We start from the raw sequence: 17,257 nt of genomic DNA, 5'->3' as shown, positions 1-17,257 counted from the left end.
TGTTTATGGAAAAGAAAATATCAATTTCACAAATAAAGGAGGTTGCCCAAGAAGCCTACAATGAGGTGAAGGGCAGCACAGGAGGCAAGAATGCGGATTATATTCCCTACCTTGCCAACATAGACTCCAAACTATTCGGACTCAGCATCTGCCTGATGAACGGGCAGACCATCAATATAGGTGACACAGACTATCGTTTCGGTATAGAGTCCGTCTCGAAGGTACACACAGCCATCCTTATCCTGCGCCAATACGGTGCGCAGAAAGTGCTGGACATGATAGGTGCCGATGCCACGGGACTACCGTTCAACTCCATCATCGCCATCTTGCTGGAAAACGACCACCCTTCCACTCCATTGGTAAATGCCGGTGCCATTTCCGCCTGTTCCATGGTACAGCCAGTGGGAAACTCCGACAAGAAATGGGATGCCATTGTACAGAATGTCACTGAGCTGTGCGGCTCCGCCCCACAACTCATCGACGAACTGTACAAATCGGAAACGGCTACCAACTTCAACAACCGCTCCATTGCCTGGCTGCTGAAAAACTACAACCGCATCTACGATGATCCGGACATGGCTCTCGACCTCTATACTCGCCAGTGTTCTCTCGGCATCACGGCCCAGCAACTGGGCATTGCCGCAGGAACCATCGCCAATAACGGTGTGAACCCCGTCACCAAACAAACGGTGTTCGAAGCCAGCCTGGCACCGAAAATCACGTCGATGATTTCTACCGTAGGCTTCTACGAGCATTCGGGCGACTGGATGTACACCGCCGGCATACCGGCCAAAAGCGGTGTAGGCGGTGGTGTAATGGCCGTATTGCCCGGTGTCATGGGAGTATCGGCCTTCGCTCCTCCCCTAGACGAAGCGGGAAACTCCGTAAAGGCCCAATCGGCAATCAAGTTCATCATGAACAAGCTCGGCCTGGGTGTATTCAACGGTGATAACGTAACGATTACAGAATAAGTTTCTCTTTTTAGTTATGAGTTATAGGTTATGAGTTATTTGTTGGTAGGCACCGTAATCAGCAAATGACTTATAACTCATAACTTATGACTTTATAATGGACTTCATCATGAAAATGGCTCTATCAGAATTTGTATTGCGGGAAAAAGGTATCTATGGCATACTGCATGTCATTATATTGATACTGTCGCTATTTTTAGTTATCAGCATCTCTGTCGACACGTTCAAGGGGATCCCCTTTTACGAACAGTCGGTCTACATGAAAGTACAGTTGTGGATATGCGCCCTGTTCCTGGCAGATTTTGTATTGGAATGGTTCCTGGCAGAGAAGAAGGGTCACTACGTGGCCACGCATTTCATTTTCCTGCTGGTAGCTATACCCTATCAAAACATCATTGCCTATATGGGATGGACTTTCTCACCCGAGATAACCTATATGCTGCGTTTCATCCCATTGGTGCGGGGTGGTTACGCCATGGCTATCGTGGTGGGTTGGCTGACGTACAACCGCGCATCGGGACTGTTCGTTTCCTACCTTACCATGTTGCTGGCCACTGTCTATTTTTCCAGTCTAGCCTTTTATGTCATGGAGCATGGTCCCAATCCTTTAGTTAAAGGATATGGAGACGCCTTATGGTGGGCATTTATGGATGTGACGACGGTGGGTTCCAATATCATAGCAGTCACTCCCACCGGACGGGTACTGTCCGTACTGCTGGCTGCGCTGGGCATGATGATGTTCCCTATCTTTACAGTGTATGTAACGAGCCTGGTCGAACGGCGCAATAAGGAAAAAGAAGAGTTCTACAAGAAAGTTGCACAGAAGCCCGCGCCCAAAGCCGACGCTTCCTGAATAGTTAAAACCGGAACTTTCACTTATCCGTTGGGAACAACTCTCCCCAAGTGTTGTTATAGACGCTGATTTTGAATATATTTTTCATCTAAAACCTTAACTTATGGCAAATATTAAACAAACAGTGAAGCTGGGTGTATTTACCCTGGCAATCATGAATGTGACGGCAGTAGTATCCCTACGTGGACTTCCTGCCGAGGCCGTGTACGGAATGAGTTCGGCCTTCTACTACTTATTTGCAGCCATTGTTTTTCTGATTCCGACGTCACTTGTCGCCGCGGAACTGGCTGCCATGTTTCAAGACAAGCAAGGCGGTGTGTTCCGCTGGGTGGGCGAAGCCTACGGAAAAAAACTGGGCTTCCTTGCCATCTGGGTACAATGGATTGAAAGTACAATCTGGTATCCTACCGTATTGACATTCGGTGCCGTATCCATTGCTTTCATCGGCATGAACGACGTACACGACATGTCACTGGCCAATAACAAGTATTACTCGCTCGTTGTTGTCCTCATCATCTACTGGCTGGCTACGTTCATCTCCATGAAGGGCATGAGCTGGGTAGGTAAAGTGGCAAAGGTCGGCGGCCTGGTCGGGACTATTATCCCTGCCGCACTGCTGATTATCCTGGGTATTATCTACCTTGCCACCGGCGGACACTCCAACCTGGATTTCCACAGCAGCTTCTTCCCCGACTTGACGAACTTCGACAACGTGGTGCTTGCTGCCAGTATCTTCCTCTTCTATGCCGGTATGGAAATGGGCGGTATCCACGTAAAAGACGTGAACAATCCCTCCAAGAATTATCCGAAGGCAGTGTTCATCGGTGCGGCCATTACGGTTATCATCTTCGTGCTCGGTACTTTCTCACTGGGCATCATCATCCCGGCCAAAGACATCAGTCTGACACAGAGTCTGCTTGTAGGCTTCGATAACTATTTCCATTACATCCGCGCCTCCTGGCTGTCACCCATCATCGCCATTGCTCTGGCATTCGGGGTGCTGGCAGGTGTATTGACATGGGTTGCCGGTCCGTCCAAAGGTATCTTTGCCGTAGGAAAAGCAGGCTACATGCCTCCGTTCTTCCAGAAGACAAACAAACTGGGTGTACAGAAGAACATCCTTTATGTACAAGGCGGTGCAGTAACCGTACTGAGCCTTCTGTTCGTAGTCATGCCTTCCGTACAGAGTTTCTACCAGATTCTGTCACAGTTGACCGTAGTCCTCTATCTTATCATGTATATGCTGATGTTCTCCGGAGCCATCGTGCTGCGTTATAAGATGAAGAAGCTGAACCGTCCGTTCCGTATCGGCAAGAATGGCAACGGATTGATGTGGCTCATCGGTGGTCTTGGTTTCTGCGGGTCATTGCTGGCATTCGTATTGAGCTTTATCCCACCCAGCCAGATTTCAACAGGCAGCAACACTGTATGGTTCTCCGTGCTCATCATCGGTGCGCTGATTGTAGTCATTGCCCCATTCATTATTTATGCTTCCAAGAAACCGTCCTGGGTTGACCCGAACAGTAGCTTTGAACCGTTCCATTGGGAAGAGCAACCTGCTGTGCAGACAGCCGGTAAAAGTGCAACAAATATGGCTACCGGTAGCGCCACTGCCAGCAGCAATGGCACAAGTAATTCCGCCACAAGTGGAAATACGGCAAAAGACACAACCAATATCCCCAAAGGATAAAAGGTTATAAGTTGAAACTAAAAAAGGAATATCCCCGAAATCACCGGGAATATTCCTTTTTTATTGTTATATGATACCAGAAGAGGGAATATTCAGAAATCCAATTCCTGCATTCTCTCCCACGCCCTTCTGCTCTCCTCCACCAACTCTTGCATGACCGACGCCACAGACTGCACTCCCTTTCCATGCAGCAAGGCAGATACCTGCCCTATTTCCAGTTCCCCTTCTTCCAAGTCACCTTCAAAAATACCACGTTTGGCACGGCCACGCCCTAAAAGGATACGAAGTTCTTCCTCTGAAGCTCCCACAGCCTCAGCAGCCTCTACGGCGCTGCGAAAGTTATTGCGCACCAGACGCACCGGAGCCAATTTCTTCAAAAGCAGACGGGTATCCCCTTCTTCCAAATGCAAGCAGTAATCCTTAAATACCTCGTTTGCAGAACTCTCTGCCGTCAAGGCAAAGCGTGTACCAATCTGCACACCTTCCGCACCCAGCACCCGGGCAGCCAGCATGGCCTCACCCGTTGCAATGCCACCGGCGGCAATCAGCGGAAGTGTAGTAACTGCACGTACAGCTGGTATCAGGCACAGGGTGGTAGTCTCCTCCCTCCCATTGTGCCCACCGGCTTCGAAGCCTTCGGCAACTATTGCATCAACACCCGCCTCTTCTGCCTTCACGGCAAAACGCGAGGACGAAACAACATGCACCACCGTGATGCCACGCTCGTGCAACCAACCAGTCCATTTCTTCGGGCTGCCGGCAGATGTAAATACAATCTTCACTCCCTCGTCGGCCACAATCTGCATTATCTCTTCTATCTGGGGATACATCAAGGGAATATTCACACCAAAAGCATGATGCGTAGCCTCACGGCATTTCCTGATATGCTCCCGCAACGTTTCGGGATGCATCGAACCTGCGCCGAGCAAGCCCAGCCCTCCCGCATTGCTTACAGCAGCAGCAAGTCTCCAGCCGCTACACCACACCATGCCACCTTGAATTATCGGATATCTTATTCCAAATAGAGAAGTCACTCTGTTCATTATTACTTTTTTTAAAGGTTTACTAATGAAAACAAGAAGAGGAGAAAGAAAGTTCAAAATTTGACAAAAAGTGATAAATTACTGTTGTTCCAAAACAGTTATCGAATCTCCATACGCCTTCAATACTTCCAGCGTACGGGCACGGCGCTTGCGGCCTTTGAAATTCCAAAACTCACGGGTAAAAGGTGTCATCAGGTCTAAACCGGAAATTCCACCGCCACTGGCACCCTGCCAACCGCCCACAGCCATATTATTGGCCCGCTCCGTCACCCGGTAACGCAAACCGGTTGCTTCAATCTGCTCCACCGTCTCACGCGGACCGGCATCAAACGGATGTTTAGCCCAGTTCGTAGGAATCATCAGAATCTTAAGTGCATAGAATTCATCTCCTCGCCAAGTATCCTTGTCTACCTTGATTTTTTTCTGATAAATGGGGTCCCAATTATATTTGGTATTGGCTGTATAAGGACGTAAGGTAAGCACCACTTTTTTCTCGGGCGCTTTCGGCATGACGGGCAATGAATTATCAAAATCCATCCACGACTTGTCCATCACCGCTTTCGGAGTACCCAGAGAATTGTTCATTTCCAATTCCTGCAATACCTCCGGATTCAGTTTTACCTCCCCCTCGCCCTTCAGCAACCGGTTCAGCCTCAACGAGTCCTGAGGGGTCCAGTTTTGGGCATAGCAAGGGAAGGCTACTGCACAGAGCAGCCCCCAAACAAGTATAGATATCTTCACCTGACAGTTTTGATTACTTAATCCCTAAAAACATTTCACCACCACATATATCCGCTGCCACAAAGCGGTTCGTCATAGCAGGGATCAATCGTCCACATAGTCCGTGGATACTTACGGGTTTCCCACCAGCGGCGGTAGCGCGAAGCGGCATCCAGCACCTCTTCGTCCGAAAGGAAATAGATACCTTCATAATTCTCCGCATCCGTATGTACCATCTTGCATCCCATCGAAGCATTGTTCCCGAGGCGGATAGTCTCTACCGTCCACAGGATGCATTCGCCCAAACGCAGCTTGCCACCTGCCGAATAGGATACCGGAGCCAGGGGGAAAGAGGGAATGACCGTCAAGTCCTCGGCATACTTCAGCAATTCCTCTATATCTTCGGAAGTGAACTTGGGCATGTTACTCAATCCATCCGGACTTTGGGTAGAATATTTGCCAGCCTTCAACTGCTTGACAAACAAGTCTACATCCGGATGGTTGTAGTCCAACGTTTCTTTGCTGCAAGAGCCCAAAGAGAGAACAGAAAGAGTAAAGAATACGAGCAGCATAGTCTGCCCGAATATATGTAATTTATTGTATAGAGTCTTCATATTTGTATGGTATTTAAGATTAATAAGTCATGCGCACGCCGCACAACAGATTCAGATTGGTGGGCCGTTCCGTACGCAAGGTTCTTGTCTGCGAGTCCGTATCGAAATGATGGGATACAGACGGCTCTGCAAACAAGGCAAAACGGTTGTTCATTTTATAGCGTACCCCTACTCCGGCAGCAACCGACAACTGTACCGGCTCTGCACCGAAACCATTGTCCGGAGCACCTGCAATGCATTTCTCGGCTACTCCACCTACCATAGCATAGAAATCCACTTTCGGCGTACTGGCCAGCATCATGTTCAGCCTTACCGGAATTCCCAGCGTATGCAACGTATGGTCACCATCCAAGCAATTATACTGAAGACCGGCTTCCAAGGAGAAATACTTGTTCAAACGGCGTTCCACGCTTACCCCGGCCGTGAACGGCATATGGAAATTCCCTTTCGGCAGGGAAGTGCCGATGCCTGCTTTCAACGCCCAATTACGGGGCTTGGACGGCGATACAGCCACAGACTTTGCCGGTTCTTCCTCAGAAGATGGCAGCATTCTATCTATATCAGCATCCTTATGGCCAGGATTTGAATGGTAGTTCCCGTTTCCGGCCGGAGTTCCGTTACTGTAATAACCGTTTCCCGGCTGCTGCTGGTTTCCGTACACCCGTTGAGTAATCCGGATGGAAACATGGACAGACACGGATTCATCCTCATCGGCCTGCGCCGTCAATCCTGCCGGAATGCCGTTGGCGGGATGCTGTGTACCGGGCTTTTGTGCCACGGGGTTGGCCTGATGGATAGAGGGAAAACTTTCCTGCACCACATCCCCGTTCAAGTTGCCTTCCGGCGTCATGGCCGCCACTTGTGTAAAGGCCTCCTTGATTTCCTCTTTCGGAGAGAAATACCAGAAAGCGGCAGAAGCAGCTCCCAGTACAAATACAACAGAGGCGGCTGCGGCTACGCGGTGAAACCTCGGAGAAAGAAAAAGCGGCCTCCTGCCTTTTGCGGCAACCGGTGACGGCAAGTCACGTTGCAACCCTTCCCAGAAGTCCTCCCGCACTGTCATCTCTGCACCGGCAAGACGACTGCGGAACAAACCGGTTATTTCATCATTTTCTCTCATATTCAGTATATTCTTTAATTCTTTTTATCAACAAACACTTAGCACGATGCAACTGCGAGGTAGACGAATGCTCTTTGATGTGGAGGATTTCGGCTATTTCCTTGTGCGATTTCTCCTCAAAGACGTATAAGTTGAATACAGTACGGCATCCATCGGGAAGTTCCGCCACGAACGCCATCAGCATTTCTTCGGAAATACGGCCTCCGGTTTCGGCAATGCCTGCTTCATCCGGAATGTCGGGCAATTGTTCCTCATTCACCACCAGTTGGCTGAAACGTTGCTGTTTCCGCAGGTAGTCTATCGCCTGCGTCACCATTACCCTTGTCACCCAGGTACTCAATGCACATTCGCCACGGAAGGTGAAGTGGGTGAAAATTTTGATGAAGCCATCGTGCAATACGTCATGGGCCGCATCGACATCGCCCGTATAGCGGTAACATACCGCCAGCATCTGCTTGGAGTAGAGGGTGTATAATTCCTTTCGGGCGGAATCCTTTCCTGCCCGGCAGCCCTCAATCAGTTCTATCTCATTTTCCAATGTCAGTGCTCGTTTTACGGACGCCTCTTCGCGTCGTTTGTTAGTTAGACGCAGCATTTTTGAAAATGCTGCTGAATTAAATATAAAAAGATGTTAAAGAACGGAGATTACTTATATTTGGCTTTCAATACTTGAATCTGCTTGGCCAGCCTTTCATCCAATTCATCAAATTCATGCCAATACAGAAAACCGGGAACCATGTTGACGTAATTGATAAATTTCTTATACTGCACAAGAAACAAGGCCTGGTCCCGAAGACTGTCGTCACCATCAAAAACATGCGCCAACTCCCTGGACATGGCAGCACTCATAAGAGCATCTGTTTTCGTTGCATAGTAATCACCGACATCCCTCTGTTTCCTGCCCAACTCAAAATAAGTCTGCAATACATCCTGCAACATACGTTTGTCCGGTATATACTGCATCAATGAAGAACCTTTCAGCACATCCAGCGCATCTGTCCTATAAGAGAATTCATCCATATTATTGAAAAGCTTGCCATACTTCCACAGAGTATCTGTCGGTATCTTGGATACATCCATATCATGTTCCTTCAACAGCAGACTCATGTGTATGTCAATATCCAACAAGTGCTTTATATTACGGAGCTCCTGCTTATTATATTCCAACTCTTCCGTTATCAGCTGCATCGTAGCACGCACTTCCTTTTGGCGGGCGTTCTCGGTAATCCGGTCGTTTCCCCAGAAAGTGACAATGATGCCCGCAGCCACAATACTGAACTGACGGAAATAATCACCTATGCGCCAGCTTTTTATCTTATGGTTCAACCTGTTAAAGCTTGTCTTTCCCATATCTTTTCATTCTAAATGATACTTTTTCTCAAGCGCTTGTATTGCCTCGTCTATACGTTTTCCCACACGTTCTACATAGTCCGGCGTAAAATAGTTCCGCGCTACCCTGACAAAGTTCCGTACCGACCTGTCCGACAAGTAAATATCCCACGCCTCATATCCTCCACGATTTATCTGGTCCGTCTGTTCGTCAGTCAATGCCAAATGGAAAGGAACCATAATTTCGTCCTTCATATCGTAATAGCCATTCATAGTCGCCCTAAATCCATCCAATACCTCATAGATTCCGGTCAACTGCAACAGTAGCTCTTTATCTGAAATCTTCTGCATCAACATGGAGTTTTTAAGTATATCCAATGCATTCTGACTATAATAAAAACTGCGGATATGCCCCATAAGAAAGCGGAACTGTATCAATGAATCTTCCGGTATCGTCCGATGCTTTAAGTCATGCTCCACCAATAAGCTGGAAAGACGTTCATCCTCTCTAAACTCTGAAACGATACTCTTATAATTTTCCCGGTTACTTTTCAGTTCATCCCTAATCAGCGACATGGTGGCTTGAATATCCTTTTTCTCGGAGTTTTGAGTAACCAACTCACTACCGACAAAAGTAATCAGTACGCCAATCACCACAATGGAAGTCTGCCGGATGTAGTCTCCCACTTGCCAATCTTTGACAGTTGTTTTTACTTTATTCCATGTTATGTTTTTCATATCTTCCTACGCTATTATCCATTACTCTGAAACACATCATCCGTTATAGCCAAACGCATCATCTATCCGTCCCCAACAGACCATCTGCTTCACCCCGATACACCATCTGTTTTTCCAAGAACCACTACTTTGCTGGTTACCAATAGAAAGCCTCTCATAAATCTGCCGTAATGCAGCATTCTTTATGAGAGGCTTTCCTTATTATTCTGCAATAATACTTTCCGCCTTTGTCAACATGCTTTAAAGCTCATGTCCAATCCTTTCACAGAGTGCGTCAAAGCTCCTACGGAAATAAAGTCCACACCGCATTCGGCATAGTCGCGGAGCGTATCAAACGTGATGCCGCCGGAAGATTCCGTTTCATAGCGGCCGCCTACCATCTCCACAGCCTTCTTTGTCATTGCCGGGGTGAAGTTGTCGAACATGATACGGTCTACGCCGCCCAGGTCGAGCACTTGCTGCAATTCGTCGAAGTTGCGCACTTCTATTTCTATCTTGAGGTCCTTGCCTTTTTCCTTGCAATACTCCTTGGCACGGTTGATGGCCTTGTCGATGCCTCCGGCAAAGTCCACATGGTTGTCTTTCAGCAAAATCATGTCGAACAAGCCGATACGGTGGTTTACACCGCCACCGATCTTCACTGCCATTTTCTCGAGGATACGCATGCCCGGAGTAGTCTTGCGAGTATCGAGTACACGGGTATTCGTACCTTTCAGCTGCTCGGCATACTTATGTGTCATGGTGGCAATGCCACTCATGCGCTGCATGATGTTCAGCATCAGACGCTCCGTTTGCAACAAAGACTGTATCTTGCCTTCCACAATCATGGCCACATCACCCGGCTTTACGGCTGTACCGTCATTAATGAACACTTCCACCTTCATGGTAGGATCGAAACGGCGGAACACCTCCTTTGCTATCTCGATACCGGCCAGGATGCCCGGTTCTTTTATCAACAGTTTGGATTTGCCCATTGCCGTAGCAGGAATGCACGAAAGGGTTGTATGGTCTCCATCGCCTATATCTTCGGCGAAAGCCAGGTCTATCAGCCTGTCAATCAATTCTTCTTCCTTATTCATCTGTTTTATCTATCCTTATTTGATGTATGACATATTTGTTCTGTACTTTTCTGAAGAAACAATTCACCCGAAAGTTTCCATTTGCGGTCATCAAGGTACCGATGACGAAACCGGACTCATCGCGCTTCCCCTGATGGTTCACATTAAAACTGCCGACCTTGTGGTTGGAGAAGAAAGCAGCCATTGTGCCCTCTGCCGTCCGCTTATCGGCGTGGGTCGACTTATTCTGAATGATTAAATCGACCTTGTCACCCAGATACTTGTTGAGCTCCTGAGAGTTTCCTTCCTTGAAGGCTCCAATCACTCCCTCGGGAACATTCTGGGCCAGCAGCACAGACGTCCAAATGAAGAGACCGGTCAACAAAAAGATTACCCGTTTTTTCATTTTCACAAGTATTTATGATAGGCAAAGGTAAGCATTTGTCTCAAAATACAATAAAAAAATGCTAAATTTGTGCGCTAATCAAAACAGAACCAGTATGAAAACTACTCTGCTCGTTGTAGGACGAACTGTAGAACAACACTTTATAACAGCCATCAACGACTATGTGCAACGTACCAAGCGTTATCTCTCATTCGAGATGGAAGTCATCCCCGAACTGAAAAACACCAAGAGCCTCTCCATGGAAGTGCAGAAGGAAAAGGAAGGGGAACTGATATTGAAAGCTCTCCAGCCGGGAGATGTGGTCGTACTGCTGGACGAAGGTGGAAAAGAAATGCGCTCCATAGAGTTTGCAGACTATATGAAGCGCAAGATGAATACCGTGAACAAACGGCTGGTATTTATTATCGGAGGCCCTTACGGATTCTCCCCCAAAGTGTACGAAGCGGCACACGAGAAGATGTCCCTCTCACGCATGACCTTTTCCCATCAGATGGTGCGCCTCATCTTTGTGGAGCAACTCTACCGGGCGATGACCATACTGAACGGGGGGCCGTATCATCATGAATGATGAATTTCAGCTCCGCGACACCTGGAATCCCTTATCCGAGAGTGACATTTCTACGAACCTGGCTCTCGGATTCGGTACATTCAGCGTCAAGGTCTCACGGATGCGCAGGGCTGCCTGCGGATCCTTAGCCACCATATACAGATAACCTCCCCCACCGGCTCCCGGCAGTTTATATCCTAAGGTATAGTCTTTTATCTGACAGATGATGTCCTCTACAGCAGGAGGATTTGTTCCACTGTCCAGTGCCTTCTTCTGCATCCATGTCTTGCCTACCAGTGTTCCGAAACTCTTGAAGTCATTCCGTTGAATGGCTTCGGCCATATCCAAGGCATGTGCTTTCATCTCTTCTAATAACCCCAGGTGCAGGGAAGAGTTGAGGAACATGGAGCGTACTATTTCTGCAAGGATGCCCTTGGCTGTACGCGTAATGCCCGTATAATACAGCAGATGGCAATCGCGGTATTCCGGATGGGTAAACAAATGCTCGGGCAACCAGCGTACCAATGGCTGCTGGGCAAATCCAGCCTCCGTCTGCAACAGTTTGATGCCTTGCAATACCCCACCGTATTGGTCTTGCCAACCGCCACCGGTCGTCAGCAACTGTTCCAGGGCAAGCGTACGGCGGCATATTTCGTTCTTATCCCACATCAGTCCGCAAAAGTCACTCAATGAACCCAAGACAGTAGAAGCCAAAATGGAGCTTGTGCCCAGACCGGAACCTGCAGGTATGGCAGAAAGCAATGTAATCTCTATACCTGTGCCGAAGGCTTCCAGTTGTTTTTCCAGCGAAGGATAAGCCGTTTCTGAAAAAGCCGGAACAAACCCGGCCAGCGCCAATGCTGCTTTGGGAATGGAAAAGGGGGAACCTATCATGCAATAGGATTGCAATTCCTCAAAAGTATTCACCACCTCCATGGCTCCCATATCAATGGAGCGCAACACGATGCGATGCTCCGCGCAAGGTTTGATGTACACTTGTAAAGGCGGCTGCCCGTTCAGTTCAATGGCAATATTCACCACACTCCCACCGGCAAACAAGGAGTAAGGCGGAGTGTCCGTCCATCCTCCCGCCATATCTATGCGTACGGGGCTACGCCCCCATACAATCTGGTCACTATACACATTCAGGCGAGGACTGCTCTTGCGTTCATACAAATCGGTCAGCAATCCTTCGCGCAACAAGCTGAATGCGGCCTGCTCGTCTGCCTTGAAGTCCCTTCCGTCCAGCTTCTCAATCTGTGCACGCAGCATCCGGTTATGGATACGCTGCATCAGCGAGGCATCTGTCGGCAACACTTCCGGCTTGTCAATGCCGAATTTATGGAATTTACCGGCCACATCCATCAAGTCGAGTTGATAGAATACACTCTTTGCATGGTTGCGTGCCAGCACTTCCCAGTTTCCTTTGCAGAAGCTCTCCCGCTGTGCATACAGCAGACGCAAGTCGGCTTGTGCTGAAATTTCGTCGGCGGACAACCGACGACTTTCCAGCCAGACAGCCTTTCCTTCCGTCAAGCCCGGTTCGGAAACCATCCATCGAAGCACTGTCCCCATCTGCTCTTTATCTTCCACAACCGGGAAGATGGCAGCAGCCTGCAGGTCCTCTTTTCTGCCGGTGATGTCTTCCACCGACAATTCCCGTTCGACCAGCCATTCCGAAAACGACATCCCAAGGAACAGTGTCTTTTCATCCCGAATATCCCCCTTAAAAGTATCGTCAAAACCATAGGGGCGTACTGCCCAGCGCTGGTCGGCAAGCGGAACTATATCAATGCAGATACCGTCTGGAATGGTCAGCCTCCAGTCATTCTTGGGAACACCCGTGATAATCTGCCGTGCCCCCAGCCGCCAAGAAGCTCCAACAAAGCTGTTTTCAATCCAAAGACTGTCGTTCTTCGGAGTAAGGGGGAGATGCACTTCTGCATTCTGCACAAAGATGGCCGGATTGGGCTTCAACTTCCGGTGCATAATCTGGCGCTGGTCGTAGACCTTATTCTGTAAGGTGACGGTTGAAGACAACAGTTCGCGGCTTGTTCCATAATGGTAGAATTCGCCTCCGGGCAAAGGCAATATGGCGACGGAGAGGCTATTCAGCTCTTCATCCTCAATACGGGGATGATTTCCTAAGGACAAGCCAAAGTCAGCATACAAGTCATAGTATTTCAAGTCGGAATATGGCGTATCCACGTCCAAAGCCCCATCTGCCTTCTGCGAACGTTTCATCAGCAAGTCAACGGCCCGGTCGCTCAATAGCCAGATGCCGATATCCATTAAAAAGAGATGTGTCTTGGAGAGGTTTTCCAATTCTTCCAGAGAGGGTTTCTGAAGCATGAAATCCAAGGATTCCGGTTGATTCCGGTCCGAGATAAACACACCATGATGTGTGGCGAGCAACGGGTCTACCCACAGTCCATAGCACACCACATCTGCATCGGGAATCTCTTGAAGCGGCTTTTCCGCACGGATATATACGTCACCACTGGCAATCAGCGTACGTAGTCTTTCGGGAGCCCGCTCTATAATCTTTTCGTAAAGTGGGAGTTGGAGGGATAATAAATTCTGCCCCAGTTTTTGTCCACGCGCCCAGCGGAACACCGGAATCGGGGTCAGTATCTTGCCCGACGGTGCATATCCCGGCAAACGACGGCTTTGTCCTCCGGCATGCAGTAGAATACGCTTCTCTGCTGGAAGGCTTTTCTCTGTTGGAATAGGCTCCTCTGCCAGATGCGCCCGCTCCCGTTCCTTCTGCCATTCTCTCAAGAGCCAGGTAGTTCCCCCTCCCGAGCCAAGTTTCATTCCCACCGGGTCGGAAGTACAAAACCATTCCGTACGGTCTACATTTTCCAGTTCATAGAATGCCGACACCAGATTAGGCGGCAAAGACAATAATTTCTGCATATCAATCGCTGTATTGCTTACTATTTAAGAGCAAAGTAAAACAATATTGGGCAATTGACATAGAAAGTTTCAATTTATTTCTTTGGTATCAAGCTTGTGTTCCTTTACGGAAATACGACTGAGTATATAGGCGATTTATAAAGGATACAAACAATTAATAGCGTGCAATACACGATACCAACAACATGTCGCACAAGAAGTTAACAACGTGTCATACAAAAAACAAATATCGTGTCCGCAGGATATTAACTTCCTGCAAACACGATATTAATTCGCTTTTACACAAAACTATACGAGGCTAACTACCTGCTGCAACAACCCCGACAATTCGAAAGTAGCATTCTTAATATCCGAAATCCGGTTCTTGCCTTCTGTCGTAAGAGAAAAACGCATCTGACGCTTATCTTCCTTACCTATCAGACGGGTAATGAGCTTCTTTCCCTCGACAGAGCGAATGACCTTTGAAGTGTTGGAGGCAGACAAACCCAGTGCCTCGGCTATCTCACTGGAGGTAAGCTTAGGAGTATTGAGCAGCGTGCACAACAGCATTCCTTCATTCAGCGATAAATCATACATCTGCGTAAACTGCACCTCGAACTCGGCAATAGCCCGATAAACATCACGGATTTTACATAAAGTCTCCATATCTCGTCCTCCTATATAAATAAATTCACATTTGCCTTGTCCGCACGTTCCATATAGGTAGCCACGCCGCCGATGGTTACTTCATCCAGAAGTTCTTCGTGCCGAATGCCCATCATATCCATAGACATCTGGCAAGCAATGAATTCCACTCCCTGCGCCAATGCCTGCGAGCGCAACGACTCCAAAGAATCCACTCCCTTGCGCTTCATCAAGAAGCGCATCATGCGGCTGCCCATGCCAAACATATTCATCTGCGACAACTTCAGTTTCAAAGAGCTGGACGGCAGCATCATGCCGAACATCTTGCCGAAGAAGTCCTTCTGCACACTGGGTTTCTGCACTTTCTTCAAGACGTTCAGTCCCCAGAAGGTGAAGAAAATGGTTACTTTCTGTCCCGTTGCCGCTGCTCCGTTTGCTAGTACGAAGGTTGCCAGCGCTTTGTCCAGGTCGTCACTGAACAGAATCAGCGTCTTTCCCCTACCCCTGGCTGCGGAAACATTGGAAGCAGATGTACAAGCCGGAGCACCTTTCTCGATGACTACCGTATAGCGTCCTTTCTCGTCATGCTTCTCTATCAATTTATTTCCCGTTGTATCGCACCAGGCAGAAGCGTCGCGGGCAAAACCGGCATCGGTAGCCACAATCTCCACACGCTCACCCTCAGCAATGCTATCCATCGCCTTCTTCACCTGCATGATAGGTCCCGGACATTGCAAACCGCAAGCATTTATCTTCAACGTTTCCTTCTTGGACACTGATGCATCCGCAGGAACATCATCAGTAGCAGCCTCTACCGAAGAAGAAGAGCCGCCGCCTGCCGGAGCAGATGGAAACGGCAGAGGTGCTGTTGCCGTGGAGTAGGTCTTATAACCACCTATCAGATTGCGCACATTGCGATAGCCGCGCCCCATCAGGATGCGCAGGGACAGATAACCGCGCAGACCCACAGCACAGAAAAGCACTACCGGCTTGTCTGTAGGTATCTCTGCCAAATGTTCGCGCATTTCGTCCAACGGAATATTGACGGCTCCCGGAATGGTGCCGAAAGAGAATTCCTCGGGCGTACGGGTATCTATCAGCATCACTTTATCCTTCTCTTCTACCAGCTCGCGCCAAGAGATGACAGGCATAGCACCGCTGATAATGTTCGATGCTACATAGCCGCCAATAGCGATGGGGTCTTTGGCCGAGGAGAAAGGAGGCGCATACGTGTGCTCCGTCTCCATCAAATCGTAGACTGTGCCACCCCGCTTGATGAGTCCGGCTATCTGGTCGATTCGCTTGTCCACTCCCTCGTAACCGATACATTGCGCACCATAGAGTTTACCGGTTTTGGGATGGAAAGTCAGTTTCAAGGTCAAAGGCAGGGCATCCGGATAGTAACCGGCATGAGATGCCGAGTGAGTCACCGAGCTTTGATATTCCATGCCCCACTGCTTCAAGCGTTTGGCTGCAAGGCCCGTAGAGGCTACCGTCATGTCGAATACTTTGGCAATGGAGGTGCCGATAGCTCCTTCGTAGGAAACAGTATTGCCAAACACCATATTATCAGCAACGATACGTCCCTGGCGGTTGGCAGGATTTGCCAGATAATTGAGCCAGGGCTTTCCGGTCAGCGGATGAGGATATTCGATGGCATCGCCCACAGCATAGATGTCTTTTTCGGAAGTCTCCAAGTGTTCGTCTACCCAGATACCGCCCATCTCGCCCAGTTTCAAGCCGGCTTGTTGCGCCAATGCAGTGGCAGGACGCACACCGATGGAGAGTAACACCATATCGGCAGGAATGGCCTTTCCGCTTTTCAGGAATACGGTGATTCCGTTGTCCGTACGCTTGAAGTGGGTTACGCCTTCTTCCAGATAGAGGGAGACACCTTTCTGCAACAGATGCTGATGAATAGGTGCCGCCATAGAGAAGTCGATAGGCGCCATCACCTGATTACCCATTTCGACTACAGACACATGAACACCGGCATGATGCAGGTTCTCCGCCATTTCCAATCCGATGAAACCGGCACCTACCACCACGGCGCGTTTCACCTGCTTGTCCGAGATATAAGCCTTGATATGGTCGGTATCTTCTACATTGCGCAACGTGAAGATGCCTTCGGAATTAATGCCTTCCAAGGGGGGCTTCACGGGGTTAGCACCGGGAGAAAGCAAAAGTTTGTCATAGCTTTCATCGTACTCCTTGCCTTCCGCATTGCGTATGGTAACGGTCTTGTTTTTGGGATGGATGGCGATTACTTCATTCTGCACACGCACATCAATGCGGAAGCGCTTGCCGAAAGATTCGGGTGTCTGTACCAACAGCTTCTCGCGCTCTGCTATCACTCCACCTATATAATAAGGTAAACCACAATTAGCATACGAGATGTAAGGGCCTTTCTCCAATAAAAGGATTTCAGCCATTTCGTCCACTCTTCTCAGTCGGGCGGCTGCCGTGGCTCCACCTGCTACACCGCCAATGATTACATATTTCATAATTCTTCGTTTTTTAAGTTTGATGATGCAAAGAAAAGAGTTATTTTCAATAAAACATAATTTCCAAAGGAAAATATTATTAAAAGACTCATTTTTAATAAGAATAGGCATAAAAAAACGG

Annotated in this window: 16 protein-coding genes; 4 read left to right on the top strand and 12 right to left on the bottom strand. The window is 48.6% G+C overall.

What is annotated here, in order from left to right; all coding sequences use genetic code 11:
* The first annotated feature begins 5 nt into the window (after window positions 1–5).
* From glsA to gadC, 3 genes are all read left to right on the top strand, one after another.
* Complete coding sequence (gene glsA, locus DW096_RS14035) at window positions 6–971, top strand: glutaminase A (RefSeq protein ID WP_005831199.1); 966 nt, start codon at window positions 6–8, stop codon at window positions 969–971.
* A 109-nt stretch (window positions 972–1,080) separates the two neighbouring features.
* Window positions 1,081–1,824: a potassium channel family protein gene (locus DW096_RS14030; RefSeq protein WP_005832258.1), complete on the top strand. Its 744-nt coding sequence runs from the start codon at window positions 1,081–1,083 to the stop codon at window positions 1,822–1,824.
* 103 nt (window positions 1,825–1,927) lie between these two features.
* Window positions 1,928–3,514, top strand: coding sequence for a putative glutamine/gamma-aminobutyrate antiporter GadC (gene gadC / locus DW096_RS14025; protein ID WP_005832260.1), 1,587 nt, complete (start codon window positions 1,928–1,930; stop codon window positions 3,512–3,514).
* Between the two features lie 92 nt (window positions 3,515–3,606).
* Here the strand turns inward: gadC and DW096_RS14020 are convergent, their stop codons facing one another.
* The 9 genes from DW096_RS14020 to DW096_RS13980 form a co-directional block, all read right to left on the bottom strand.
* On the bottom strand, window positions 3,607–4,557 hold the full coding sequence (locus DW096_RS14020) for a nitronate monooxygenase family protein (RefSeq protein WP_005831206.1): 951 nt from the start codon (window positions 4,555–4,557) through the stop codon (window positions 3,607–3,609).
* Between the two features lie 78 nt (window positions 4,558–4,635).
* The gene (locus DW096_RS14015) at window positions 4,636–5,298 is read right to left on the bottom strand and encodes a DUF4858 domain-containing protein (protein ID WP_016274375.1); all 663 of its coding nucleotides are present in this window, start codon (window positions 5,296–5,298) and stop codon (window positions 4,636–4,638) included.
* A 35-nt stretch (window positions 5,299–5,333) separates the two neighbouring features.
* Complete coding sequence (locus DW096_RS14010; RefSeq protein ID WP_009038260.1) at window positions 5,334–5,891, bottom strand: DUF4943 family protein; 558 nt, start codon at window positions 5,889–5,891, stop codon at window positions 5,334–5,336.
* Between the two features lie 19 nt (window positions 5,892–5,910).
* Window positions 5,911–7,011, bottom strand: coding sequence for an outer membrane beta-barrel protein (locus DW096_RS14005; RefSeq protein ID WP_120028778.1), 1,101 nt, complete (start codon window positions 7,009–7,011; stop codon window positions 5,911–5,913).
* Window positions 6,998–7,606 carry an RNA polymerase sigma factor gene (locus tag DW096_RS14000; protein ID WP_005831214.1) on the bottom strand — a complete coding sequence of 203 codons (609 nt, stop codon included), beginning with the start codon at window positions 7,604–7,606 and terminating at the stop codon, window positions 6,998–7,000. Before DW096_RS14000 ends, DW096_RS14005 begins: the two co-directional genes overlap by 14 nt.
* A 50-nt stretch (window positions 7,607–7,656) precedes the next feature.
* Window positions 7,657–8,361 carry a hypothetical protein gene (locus DW096_RS13995; RefSeq protein WP_016274373.1) on the bottom strand — a complete coding sequence of 235 codons (705 nt, stop codon included), beginning with the start codon at window positions 8,359–8,361 and terminating at the stop codon, window positions 7,657–7,659.
* 6 nt (window positions 8,362–8,367) lie between these two features.
* Window positions 8,368–9,078: a hypothetical protein gene (locus DW096_RS13990; RefSeq protein WP_005832272.1), complete on the bottom strand. Its 711-nt coding sequence runs from the start codon at window positions 9,076–9,078 to the stop codon at window positions 8,368–8,370.
* 230 nt (window positions 9,079–9,308) lie between these two features.
* Window positions 9,309–10,157: a carboxylating nicotinate-nucleotide diphosphorylase gene (nadC, locus tag DW096_RS13985; RefSeq protein WP_117866338.1), complete on the bottom strand. Its 849-nt coding sequence runs from the start codon at window positions 10,155–10,157 to the stop codon at window positions 9,309–9,311.
* A complete protein-coding gene (locus DW096_RS13980; protein WP_005832276.1) occupies window positions 10,150–10,542 on the bottom strand; it encodes a DUF4783 domain-containing protein in 393 nt (130 codons plus the stop codon). Before DW096_RS13980 ends, nadC begins: the two co-directional genes overlap by 8 nt.
* 94 nt (window positions 10,543–10,636) lie before the next feature.
* Between DW096_RS13980 and rlmH the strand changes: the two genes are divergently transcribed.
* Entirely contained in the window at window positions 10,637–11,110 is a 474-nt protein-coding gene (rlmH, locus tag DW096_RS13975; protein ID WP_005831223.1) for a 23S rRNA (pseudouridine(1915)-N(3))-methyltransferase RlmH, read from the top strand.
* A gap of 6 nt (window positions 11,111–11,116) precedes the next feature.
* Here rlmH and DW096_RS13970 read toward each other — a convergent pair whose 3' ends face one another.
* The 3 genes from DW096_RS13970 to DW096_RS13960 all read right to left on the bottom strand — a co-directional run bounded on the left by DW096_RS13970 (window position 11,117) and on the right by DW096_RS13960 (window position 17,136).
* Window positions 11,117–14,014 carry a bifunctional fucokinase/fucose-1-phosphate guanylyltransferase gene (locus tag DW096_RS13970; protein ID WP_305000177.1) on the bottom strand — a complete coding sequence of 966 codons (2,898 nt, stop codon included), beginning with the start codon at window positions 14,012–14,014 and terminating at the stop codon, window positions 11,117–11,119.
* 282 nt (window positions 14,015–14,296) lie between these two features.
* The gene (locus tag DW096_RS13965; protein ID WP_005831273.1) at window positions 14,297–14,653 is read right to left on the bottom strand and encodes a MarR family transcriptional regulator; all 357 of its coding nucleotides are present in this window, start codon (window positions 14,651–14,653) and stop codon (window positions 14,297–14,299) included.
* An 11-nt stretch (window positions 14,654–14,664) separates the two neighbouring features.
* Window positions 14,665–17,136: an FAD-dependent oxidoreductase gene (locus DW096_RS13960; protein ID WP_117866342.1), complete on the bottom strand. Its 2,472-nt coding sequence runs from the start codon at window positions 17,134–17,136 to the stop codon at window positions 14,665–14,667.
* Between the last annotated feature and the right edge of the window lie 121 nt (window positions 17,137–17,257).

This window comes from Bacteroides sp. AM07-18, from assembly GCF_003602695.1.
Classification (GTDB): domain Bacteria; phylum Bacteroidota; class Bacteroidia; order Bacteroidales; family Bacteroidaceae; genus Bacteroides; species Bacteroides uniformis.
The sequence above is the reverse complement of the archived record's forward strand: the minus strand, read 5'-3'. Positions and strand labels throughout refer to the sequence as shown.